Genomic DNA, 11,615 nt, shown 5'->3' with positions numbered 1-11,615 from the left:
CCTTGACATTTAACGAACTTATATCACTTTGCAATCCGATTGACGTCTCCGGTCCGGAGCCGAATACCATTGGTGCGCTTACACAAGATTCGCGTACCGTGGATAAAGGAGACGTTTTTATTGCCGTGCGTGGTTTCAATGTTGACGGTCATATCTTTATTGAGGATGCTGTAGCAAACGGGGCTTCAATAATCATTTGCGAAGAATCATACTATACTGACAAAGAAGTATGCGTATTGGAGGTAGAAAACACCCGTTCGCTGTTAGGCAAGCTGGCGCAAGCCTTTGAAGGGAACCCTGCTGAGCAGCTCACGATTATTGGTATTACCGGTACAAACGGAAAAACCACTGTTGCTACCCTTGTATTCCAAATATTGCAACAATTCGGTGCCAGACCCTCTCTCTTGGGCACCGTATCCAAACGTATTGGTGACCAAGAGCTCAGAAGCTTACTGACTACTGCAGACCCCATTGAACTGGCTGCAGACATGGCTAAAATGGTAGAAGCCAATTCTACCCACTTGGTGATGGAGGTATCCTCCCATGCATTAGACCAAGAACGTGTGGCAGGTGTTCATTTTGATGTAGGTGTTTTCACAAATCTAAGTCACGACCACCTCGATTATCACGATGATTTGAAATCCTATGCAGTATCAAAGAAAAAGTTATTTGATAGCCTTGATGACGATGCATGGGCTATTATTAATGGCGACGATGATAAAGCTGCATTCATAGCAATGGACTGCTCTGCAAATGTAGTTGATTTCAGCTTTAACAAAGCACTGGATGTTGAATGCCAGATTTTATCAAATAGTATTGAAGGCCTTGTCATACGTATTGGCAACCAAATCATCGAAACCCCTCTGGTAGGTGCTTTTAATGCCTATAATATTGTAGAGGCCTTTTTGATCTGCGATACTATTGGCTATCAGAAAGAAGCTATTGCTGATATCCTGAAAACAGCAACAGGAGCTGCAGGACGACTGGAACGCATACAACAAGCTGACAATCGCGATATCCCCGTTGTGTTTGTTGATTACGCTCATACTCCTGATGCACTTGAAAATGTGGTTAAAACGTTGGCCGATCTTAAACAAGAGAATCAGACTCTGCATACCATTTTCGGATGTGGCGGAGACAGAGATAAAACCAAGCGTCCCAAGATGGCCAAAGTTGCCGAAAAATACAGCGATAAAGTTACCGTTACTTCAGACAATCCCAGAAGTGAAGATCCAGACGAAATAATTGATGAAGTTATGGTGGGCTTTGAATCCCCCGAACGAATAGATCGAATTACAGACCGAGGTGATGCTATTATTAAAGCAATTGAAGATGGTGATCGACATACCATGATTCTGATTGCCGGCAAAGGCCATGAAACATATCAAGAAATACAAGGGCATCGCCACGATTTTGATGACCGGGCTATAGCTCGTAAAGCACTAGCAAGTAAAAATCCCAATGATAATTCGGGAGGTGCCTAATGCTATACGAACTCTTACACTGGTTAGAAATTAACTATCAGCCCCCCGGCTTTGGCGCATTTGAATTTATCACTACACGGGCTGCTGTGGCTGCTGCTATGGCTCTATTTATCAGCGTTATGATAGGCCGCCGTATCATTCAGTGGCTTGAAAAAATGCAGCTTCGCGAAGTTATCCGGGAAGATATCGGTCTTGATAACCACTTGGGTAAGGCCCACACCCCCACTATGGGTGGCATCATCATCTTATTAGCCGTACTTATTCCGGCCCTCTTTTGGATGAAAATGGACAGCGTATATACATGGATGATCATTCTCGTTACTCTTGTGCTGGGGGTTGTCGGCTTTATTGATGACTATATAAAAGTCGTAAAAAAGGATAAAACCGGCCTAAGCGGTAAATTTAAAATTGCCGGGCAAGTTACGGTTGGCCTGCTATTGGGATTAACCCTCTACTTCTGGCCCGATTTTAAGAGCTTCAATACGCTTTCAACCGTGCCTTTTTTAAAAAGTGTCAATATTGATTACGCCTTTTTAGGAGAAGCCTTGGGATGGGTTATCTATATCCCCATGGTCATTTTTGTTATAACAGCTGTGAGCAATGCTACCAATTTAACAGATGGGCTTGATGGACTAGCAGCTGGGACATCGGCTATTGCAGGGCTCATTCTTGGTATTTTTGCTTACGTTTCCGGGCGAACTGACTTCTCAGACTTTCTCAACATTATTTATCTGCCGGGCTCAGGAGAGCTGACCATCTTTTGCGCATCACTGGTAGGAGCCTGTATGGGATTTCTCTGGTATAATACCCACCCCGCTTCTGTTTTTATGGGGGATACCGGATCATTAGCACTGGGGGGATCATTCGGTGCTCTTGCACTCATGCTGCATAAAGAATTATTACTGCCAATAATATGTGGAATTTTCTTTGTTGAAACGGTCTCAGTCATTATTCAAACAACCTATTTCAAATACACCAAACGCAAATATGGTGAAGGGAAGCGAGTATTTTTGATGACACCCATTCACCATCATTTTGAGAAGAAAGGACTGCCCGAATCCAAAATTGTTGTTCGTTTCTGGATTATTGCAGTACTCCTCGGAATTCTCAGCCTCTTAACTCTGAAACTGCGATGAGAGAAGTTCAAAACCAACATATCGTTGTAGTAGGCGCCGCCAGAAGCGGGCTGGCTGTCGCTTCGTTGCTGAAGCGTAAAGGAGCTCGTGTGTTTATTACAGACCATGGGGCTATCGCTGATAATGTAAAAGCGAAGCTTAAAGAGAACAATATCCCATTTGAAGAAAAAGGACATACAGATAACGCAAGTGGCGCAGACTTCTTGGCAGTAAGTCCAGGCGTGCCAACAGAAGCACCCTTGATTCAAGAATATCTTAATGCCGGAAAAGAAGTATTCTCAGAAATTGAAATTGCCAGCTGGTTCAATGAGGGGCCAATTACAGCGGTCACAGGAAGTAATGGCAAAACAACCGTCACTCACTGGCTTGATCACACCTGGCAAAAGGCTGAGCGCGATCATATTACTGCCGGCAATATCGGCCATGCTTTTTCGGATGCTGTAGAACATACTTCTGAAAATACCGATAGCTTGTTGGAGGTGAGCAGCTTCCAGCTCGATCATATTGACACCTTTAAACCAGATGTAAGCCTACTGCTTAATATAACGGCCGATCATCTGGATCGCTATGATGATGACTTTTCGAAATATGCGGCCTCAAAATTTAGAATTACTGAGAATCAATCCGGTAATGACTGGTTCATCTATAACTATGATGATCCAACCATTGCCAACTTTGTCAATATGCTCAAAAAAAAAGCCGATGTCCCAAAACTACTGGCCTTTTCGAACCAGAAAGAGCCAGAAGAAAGCGACGGGGCGTTTATACGCAATCAAAACATCATTCTCAAAATTAACCAAGAAGAAGAGGTACTGATGCCGATCAGCGATGTACAACTTTCCGGAACGCACAATTTAAAAAACGGCTTGGCGACAGCCTTGGCTGCCCGTGCTTCTGAGATAAATAATGATGTGATACGTGAAAGCTTAAAAACTTTTGAAGGAGTCGAACACCGTCTGGAATTTGTGCGTGAAGCCCAAGGCGTCAAGTATATCAATGACAGCAAGGCAACCAACATCAATGCTGTATGGTATGCCTTGGACAGCTTTAATGTGCCGCTTACACTTATTCTCGGCGGGCGTGATAAAGGCAATGACTACTTGGAATTGGCAGACCAAATCCGCGAAAAAGTGCATACGATTATCGCTATCGGTGAAGCACGCCCTCTTATAGAAGAACAACTAAAAACAATTGTTCCTCATTTTAATACCGCGAATAATATGAATGAAGCTGTACGAAAAGCTAAAAAAGGAGCAAAACGAGGCGAAGCGGTATTGTTAAGTCCAGCTTGCTCTTCATTTGATATGTACGATAATTACAAACACCGAGGTAACGAATTTAAAAAAGCAGTAAATAGACTTTAACCGGAGTCAGCTTTCAGTTTTCAGCTATTGCGCATTGACTATTCATTAGCTGAAAGCTGAAGACTGAAAACAACGAAATATGCTATACACTACGCCAAATAAAAATATTTCATCCATTATGGGTACCAGCCCGGATGACATCGATACCCCCAAGCAGGGTAGCGATCGCGTACTCCTTATATCGGTGATATTCTTGATGATTATCGGGGTGCTAGCGGTATATTCTTCTATAGCCTATTTCGCAGAAACGAAACACACTACAGCAGGAAGTCTGGTGATAGGCCATGCGTTAAAACTGGGCATCGCCTTTCTCGCTATGCTTATTGCTTCCAAGATAGATTATCACTTGCTGGCCAAGTTCAGCCGCATGGGGATGGTCATTAGCTGGATACTGCTTATTGCCGTAATGGTATTTGGCAATGAGGTATTTGGAGCTAAACGATCATTAAATATCGGTGGATTTTCATTCCAGCCTGCTCCTTTTGCCTCCCTAGCCCTGCTGATCCATATCTCCGTATTATTAGAAGAGAAGCAGGATTATATCAAAGATTTTAAACGAGCATTTTTACCCATCATGTTTTGGGTGGTTATCACCTGTGGCCTTATCGGTATTGAAGACTTCAGCAGTGCTGCAGTCCTTATGGGATTATCACTGCTGGTAATGTTTATCGGACGTATCAGCACAATGCAGCTGGGCTCGCTTATGCTGATTGGTATTATGGGGGCTGCCCTGCTCATTTGGCAATCACCGGAACGCCAGAGCCGTATCAACCAGTATGTAAATCAAATTACGGATATCAATAGCAACGAATTTAATGTAGCAGAAGGATACCAGGCCCAACAGGCTCATATTGCTATTGCGCAAGGCGAAATTTTTGGAGTCGGAATTGGGAAAAGCACTCAGCGAAACTTCCTGCCCGCTCCCTACAACGACTTTATTTTTGCTATTATCGCCGAAGAGTACGGCCTGCTTGGCTCTGTTTCACTTATCATATTATTTAGTGTAATACTATTCCGAGGCATTGGTAAAATTGCTAAAAATGCTCCCGATACCCTTGGCATGTTAATGGCTGTAGGATGTACACTCACTATCGTTCTCTATGGATTTATCAATGCAGGTGTAGCTAGTGGACTGCTACCTGTAACCGGTCTCCCCATGCCCTTTGTGAGCTATGGAGGAACAAGTATTCTTTTTGCAGGCCTAATGATTGGCATCCTAATGAATATTTCAAAGCATAGTAACAACAAAAAAGCAGTTTTTTATGCATAGCGCTGCAGCAAAGAACATATCATCACAAGGCGGACCAGTCTCCGCTGCTATGAGCGAAGTAAAAGTGCTCATAGCAGCCGGAGGTACTGGAGGGCACGTCTACCCGGCCATCGCTATTGCCGATGCGTTGCGGGAGACCTATGATGATACCGATATCCTTTTTGTTGGCACTAAAGACCATATGGAATGGGAAACCGTGCCAAAGGCCGGTTACAATATTACCAGTATTTGGATCAGCGGGTTCCACCGCCGTCTCACTGTCAAAAACTTAATTTTCCCTGTAAAATTAGTCACAAGCTTGGTACAGAGCCTGCGAATTCTAAACCGTTTCAAACCTGATGTCGTAATCTCTTGTGGCGGTTATGCTGCCGGCCCCATTGGTTGGGTAGCCACCCAAAAAGGTATTCCACTGGTTGTACAAGAACAAAATAGCTACCCGGGAGTAACCAACCGGATCTTGGGTAAAAATGCCGAATATATTTTTACAGCCTTTAAAGAAGCGGACCATTACTTCCCTATTGAAAAAACGAAGCTTGCCGGTAATCCCACGCGAAAGTCACTTACAGCTATTGACCAACAACAGGCCTACAAAAACTTTGGATTTAGCCAGAACAAAAAGACGCTTTTGGTGTTAGGCGGTAGCGGCGGTGCAAAAAGCATTAATGAAGCGATGCTTCATAATATTGAGAAGCTTCATGATGAAATGGGGTTACAGATTATCTGGCAGTGCGGCAAACGATATTATGATCAGCTACGAAGCGATATCAGACCACAAGCATATGATCAGCTGTTACTCAAAGATTTTATACACGATATGCCTGCAGCTTATGAAGTAGCGGATATTGTTGTCAGTCGTGCCGGTGCTCTTTCATGTGCAGAGTTAGCCCTTACAGGAAATGCAAGCATACTTGTGCCCTCCCCCAATGTAGCAGGAGATCACCAAACAAAAAATGCACAATCAATGGTACAAGAAGGAGCAGCAAAAATGGCTCCTGATAATGAGTTAAAGGATATGCTACCATCCCTTATTGGAAAAGTTATTCACGACAAAAACAAACTGAAACAGATGAACAATGCAGCAAAAAGCCTAGCACGACCAGAAGCTGCAAAAACTATCGCTAATAAAGTTTTCGAATTAGCAAAACAACATAACCCATAAACTAAAAATATAATCCTGAACTTTTTTCAGGATCTCTGCAAAACAGGAGATGCTGAAAGTAGTTTTCATGATAGACTGATAAAAGCAAATAAGCTTAATGAGCAAGCAAATACAAACACAGCCTATATTCGGACGAACTCGCCATATTCACATGGTAGGTATTGGCGGTATCGGTATGAGCGGCATGGCCGAAATCCTACTGCAAAAGGGATATATCGTATCCGGCTCAGATGCCAGTATGGGCGAAACCATTGAACGACTCCAGAAACTTGGAGCTAATATCGCTATTGGCCATGATGAAAAAAATATTGAAGGCTGCGATGTCGTCGTTTATACCAGTGCCGTAAAAGCAGAAGAAAATATTGAAACAAAAGCGGCCCTAGAACAAGGTATCCCCGTTATTAAGCGAGCCGAAATGCTGGCTGAACTTATGCGAATGAAGTATGGCGTGGGCGTAGCGGGCACCCATGGGAAAACTACTACCACAACTATGATTGGTCATGTAATACAGGATGGTAGTTTTGATCCTACAATCATGGTAGGTGGCAAAGTGCACAGCTTTTCTGAAACCAATGCCGTTGTTGGTAAAGGTGATATTATTGTCGTAGAAGCTGATGAGTTTGATCGTACTTTTTTACGACTCACTCCTTCGCTGGGTGTCATCACCAATATCGAAGCCGAACATCTGGATATTTATGATAACCTGGACGATGTAAAAGAAGCCTTCATTGAGTTTGCTAACAAAGTTCCTTTTTACGGCGCTGTAGCTTTATGCCTAGATGACCCCAATGTACGGAGTATCATTCCGAAATTAGAACGAAGAACTATCACCTACGGTTTAACACCGCAGGCAGAAATCCGGGCAATCGACATTGAAATCGATCACTTTACCAGCACCTTCACTGTGATTGATGAGGGAGAAAAGCTGGGGGAAATAAAGCTCAATGCTCCGGGCGAACATAATGTGAAAAATGCCTTAGCTGCTGTTGCTGTAGGCTTGGAACTGGATATTGACTTTAAACAAATAAAATCTGGCCTGGAACGCTTTAAGGGCGTTTTCCGACGCTTTCAACTTAAAGCAGAGAAGGATGATGTGATCGTTATTGATGATTATGCACACCATCCTACCGAAGTACAGGCAACACTTAGTGCCGCACGCGAAGGCTGGAAAGACCGCCGTATTGTGGCAGTCTTTCAGCCTCACTTGTATTCACGTACGCAAGAGCTCTTTGAAGAGTTTGGACTTTCATTCTTTGATGCGGAGGTCTCCGTAATTACAGATGTCTATCCATCGCGTGAAGATCCCATAAAAGGGGTAGACGGCAAGCTTATTGCAGATGCTGCCAAAGAGTATGGCCACCGGAAGGTACACTATGTGGAAGATAAAGCTGAGCTTCCTAAACAGCTCAAAGAGATTGTAGAACCCGGTGATGTCATAATCACGATGGGGGCCGGTGATATTTATAAATACAGCGAACAGTTTGTAGAAGCACTGGAAGCAGGAATTTCAACTTTGAAGAAGTAATAAATCAGTAATATATCTGAATTAAAATAACTGATGACGAAAAAGGAAACAGATAACAAATCAAAAAGCGGTAAAAATCCACTGCCATGGGTAGCCGGAGCTATATTGGTTCTGGGCATTGCTATCGTTGGTGGCCTATATTGGAGCGCTAATATGACCGTGCAGCAAGTTCGCTTTGAAGGCAATTACTTTACTACGGCTGAAGAGTTGCAACAGGTAGAAGTGCCTACTGGTGTGAATCCGGATAGTATTAATTATGCGGATATAATACGCCAATTTGAAAAACTGGCCTACGTCGACAGAGCAAATATCAGTGTGGAACCCAATGGCAACCTCATGGTGCAGATTACTGAGCGACAACCTATAGCGCTGATCGCTGATGGAAGTAAAAAAGTATATGTAGACCAAGAGGGAGTTCGTCTCCCGAAAGTATTGGGCAAAAGCGTTGATGTGCCCATTCTTTATGGATTTAAAGCAACCCCTTTGGGGGATACACTCAGCAGCGATGCATTTAGATATGCCTCTCACTTTTTAACAACCGTTCATAGAAAAAAGGTCAGTAATGCTACTATTAGTGAAGTTGCCTGGACTAATAAAGACGGCATTATTGCACTGACAAATCAAAATGGTGTAAAACTAATTTTTGGCAAAGGTGATTATGCAAACCGGTTACAAAACTGGGAAGCATTCTATGGCAAGGTTATCAAACAAAAAGGAATTGAAGCAATGCGTTCGGTTGATCTGCGCTTTCAAGGACAAATTGTAACCCGAGAAAAAGGAACATAAATATAATAATAACAAACATGTCATCCTGGAATTGTTTCAGGATCTCAAAGATCCTGCTGATAGATGCTGAAATAAACTCAGCATGACATGATGAAAATAAATCATATAACAGTACGTGGATAGTATTATGGAAGAACAAAAAGACCGAATTGTCGTCGGATTGGATATTGGCACAACCAAAGTTTGTGCTATTGTTGCATCCATCGATCCTCAGGACCGGATTCATATCCTGGGTGTAGGTAAAGCCCCAAGCGATGGTTTAAATCGTGGAGTGGTGGTGAATATCGACAAGACCGTGAATGCTATACAAACTGCTGTGGAACAGGCACAGCTTGCTTCCGGAATCGAGGTAAACTCAGTAAATGTTGGCATTGCCGGCGATCACATCCGCAGTATGCGCAGCAAAGGGGTGATCACCATTAATAACCGTGACAATGAAATTACAGTAGATGATGTAGAACGCCTGCTCGAAGATTGCCAGCAGATTATGCTGCCTACCGACCAGCAGATTATCCACGTTATTCCACAAGAGTTTGTCGTTGATGGACAAGATGGGATCAGCGACCCCGTGGGTATGAGTGGTATGCGAATGGAAGCGGAAGTCCACATTATTACCGGTCTCGTATCAGCTGCAAAAAATATCTATCGCTGTGTTGAACGCGCCGGATACCAAGTTGCCGATATTATTCTTGAGCCTCTGGCCTCTTCCTATTCCGTACTTGATGATGAAGAGAAAGAAGCCGGTGTGGTACTGGTCGATATCGGTGGCGGTACTACTGATGTAGCCATTTTCCAGGATAACACGATTCGCCATACTGCAGTTATCGCTATTGCAGGTAAAAAAGTCACTGATGACATCCGCGTAGGACTTAGTGTACTGGATGACCAAGCTGAAAAACTGAAGCGCGAGCATGGTGAAGCGTATGTAGATATGATCCAAGAAGATGAAGCCATTACCGTACCCGGTATAGCCGGGCGTCCACCCAAAGAAATTACAAAAAGTATTCTGGCAAAAATCATACAGGCACGTATGGAAGAGATCCTGGAGATTGTCGCCATTGAAGTTAAACGAAGTGGCTATGCCGACAACCTGAGTGCCGGAGTGGTGCTCAGCGGCGGAGGCTCACTCATAAAAAACGTATGTCCCCTTGCCAACGAAGTACTTGGCATGGATGCCAAAATTGGCAAACCGCTCGGACTCAGTGGCGGACTCATTGAAGAAGTTAACAATCCAATTTATGCAACCGGCGTGGGTTTAGTGATGCACGCCATTGAGACGGGCAGCGGTCCTGCAAACCAGGCTATCGTGCCCTCATCAACCCAAGGTTCCAGCGTCGAGAAAGTGATGAATCGCATCGCTGATCGTATGAAAAGCTGGTTCAAGGAATTATAGCAATAAACACTAGCAATCAAACAGTAACACAAACAGCATACAGCAATCAAACCAAGGAGTAACTATTATGTCTAACCTCAACTCTCGTTTTAGTTTTGACATCGACGGTCAAGACAATGCGAAAATTAAAGTCGTGGGTGTTGGAGGCGGCGGCGGTAATGCCGTTAACAACATGATCCATAAAGGCTTGACCAGTGTCGAGTATATAGCACTCAATACTGATGCTCAGGCCTTAAAGAATAGCATGGCCGATATCACGATCCAGGTGGGAGCTAACCTCACTAATGGACTCGGAGCCGGTGCTCGACCCGAAATTGGTCGAGAAGCGGTAGAAGAAAATCGACACGAAATTGAAGAAGCAATAGAAGGCGCCGACATGGTATTTGTCACCGCCGGAATGGGCGGCGGTACCGGTACCGGTGGTGCCCCTGTAGTCTCAGGTATTGCCAAACGGAAGGGGATACTGACGGTAGGCATCGTCACTACCCCATTCGATTGCGAAGGTCCCAAACGGATGAAATATGCCCTTGAAGGCATTACCGAACTCAAGAAAAACAGTGATACAGTTATTGTAATCCCCAACGAACAATTGATGGAGATTGCCAATGAAGACACCACTCTTCTTGAGGCTTTCGATCAGGCCAACCAAGTACTCTACAATGCCACCCGTGGTATTTCAGACCTGATCTTAATGCCCGGTCTTATCAACCTTGACTTTGCTGACGTGCGTACCACCATGCTTGATGGAGGTGCTGCCATTATGGGATCAGCAAGTTCTACAGGCGAAGACCGTGCAGAAATTGCAGCCCGCGAAGCAATCAACTCACCGCTGCTCGACGGGGTGAGTATTCGAGGTGCACGCAATGTTCTGGTCAACATCTCATCTGGTGCTAACTTGGGAATGCGCGAAACCACCACTGCAACCAGCATCATTCAACAAGAAGCCGGAGAAGATGCTGAAATCATACTCGGTACAGTACTCGACGAAAGTTTTGACGACGAGCTACGCGTAACCGTCATCGCTACCGGATTCGACCTGGCCGAAAGTGATAATGAGGCCCGGGTTGCCCCGAACTCGAAATCCGGAAACGAGCAGAAATCAAACGATCTCGAAATGCCTTCGGCCAAAGATATGACCGGGCAAACCAAACATTCTGCTACCAATGATCCATTTTATAAAGGGGAGAAAAACCTCAAACATATGGATCAACCGGCATTTCATAGACGTGGTTTGAAAAATGTCCGTTCCCTAAGTGACGAAAAAGAGAACGAACAAGAACAACAGATGCAAGACGAGCAGAAACAGGGCGACGAATTGCTTAACAATCGCAGGGAACGAATTGATAAATCCGATTCTGACCAACCTGCGTTTCTGCGCAAAATTATGGATTAACGAAAATCAGTGAACCCTACGTTCATTGCTGTATGTTGATATGCTGATATTTTATCAGTGATATCACTCCCGCGTTTATGCGGATTTTGATTGCTATAATACAGA

The 11,615-nt window shown here is 44.1% G+C and carries 9 protein-coding genes; all 9 read left to right on the top strand.

What is annotated here, in order from left to right:
• Positions 1-2: 2 nt before the first annotated feature.
• A complete protein-coding gene (locus tag FCN14_RS11505; RefSeq protein WP_138431427.1) occupies positions 3-1,484 on the top strand; it encodes a UDP-N-acetylmuramoyl-L-alanyl-D-glutamate--2,6-diaminopimelate ligase in 1,482 nt (493 codons plus the stop codon).
• On the top strand, positions 1,484-2,620 hold the full coding sequence (gene mraY, locus FCN14_RS11500) for a phospho-N-acetylmuramoyl-pentapeptide-transferase (protein WP_138431426.1): 1,137 nt from the start codon (positions 1,484-1,486) through the stop codon (positions 2,618-2,620). The genes FCN14_RS11505 and mraY overlap by 1 nt, the downstream gene beginning before the upstream one ends.
• Positions 2,617-3,984, top strand: coding sequence for a UDP-N-acetylmuramoyl-L-alanine--D-glutamate ligase (murD, locus tag FCN14_RS11495; RefSeq protein WP_138431425.1), 1,368 nt, complete (start codon positions 2,617-2,619; stop codon positions 3,982-3,984). The genes mraY and murD overlap by 4 nt, the downstream gene beginning before the upstream one ends.
• Before the next feature lie 79 nt (positions 3,985-4,063).
• A complete protein-coding gene (locus FCN14_RS11490) occupies positions 4,064-5,254 on the top strand; it encodes an FtsW/RodA/SpoVE family cell cycle protein (protein ID WP_138431424.1) in 1,191 nt (396 codons plus the stop codon).
• Positions 5,247-6,413: an undecaprenyldiphospho-muramoylpentapeptide beta-N-acetylglucosaminyltransferase gene (gene murG, locus FCN14_RS11485; RefSeq protein WP_246043157.1), complete on the top strand. Its 1,167-nt coding sequence runs from the start codon at positions 5,247-5,249 to the stop codon at positions 6,411-6,413. The genes FCN14_RS11490 and murG overlap by 8 nt, the downstream gene beginning before the upstream one ends.
• A gap of 124 nt (positions 6,414-6,537) precedes the next feature.
• Complete coding sequence (murC, locus tag FCN14_RS11480) at positions 6,538-7,938, top strand: UDP-N-acetylmuramate--L-alanine ligase (protein WP_171032925.1); 1,401 nt, start codon at positions 6,538-6,540, stop codon at positions 7,936-7,938.
• A 33-nt stretch (positions 7,939-7,971) separates the two neighbouring features.
• Complete coding sequence (locus FCN14_RS11475) at positions 7,972-8,724, top strand: cell division protein FtsQ/DivIB (RefSeq protein WP_246043156.1); 753 nt, start codon at positions 7,972-7,974, stop codon at positions 8,722-8,724.
• 127 nt (positions 8,725-8,851) lie between these two features.
• On the top strand, positions 8,852-10,117 hold the full coding sequence (ftsA, locus tag FCN14_RS11470; RefSeq protein ID WP_138431422.1) for a cell division protein FtsA: 1,266 nt from the start codon (positions 8,852-8,854) through the stop codon (positions 10,115-10,117).
• A 67-nt stretch (positions 10,118-10,184) separates the two neighbouring features.
• A complete protein-coding gene (ftsZ, locus tag FCN14_RS11465; RefSeq protein ID WP_171032902.1) occupies positions 10,185-11,510 on the top strand; it encodes a cell division protein FtsZ in 1,326 nt (441 codons plus the stop codon).
• Positions 11,511-11,615: the final 105 nt, after the last annotated feature.

The organism is Fodinibius saliphilus (assembly GCF_005869845.1).
Taxonomy (GTDB): Bacteria; Bacteroidota; Rhodothermia; order Balneolales; family Balneolaceae; genus Fodinibius; species Fodinibius saliphilus.
Note: the sequence above shows the minus strand (reverse complement) of the source record. Positions and strands in the feature narration are given on the sequence as shown.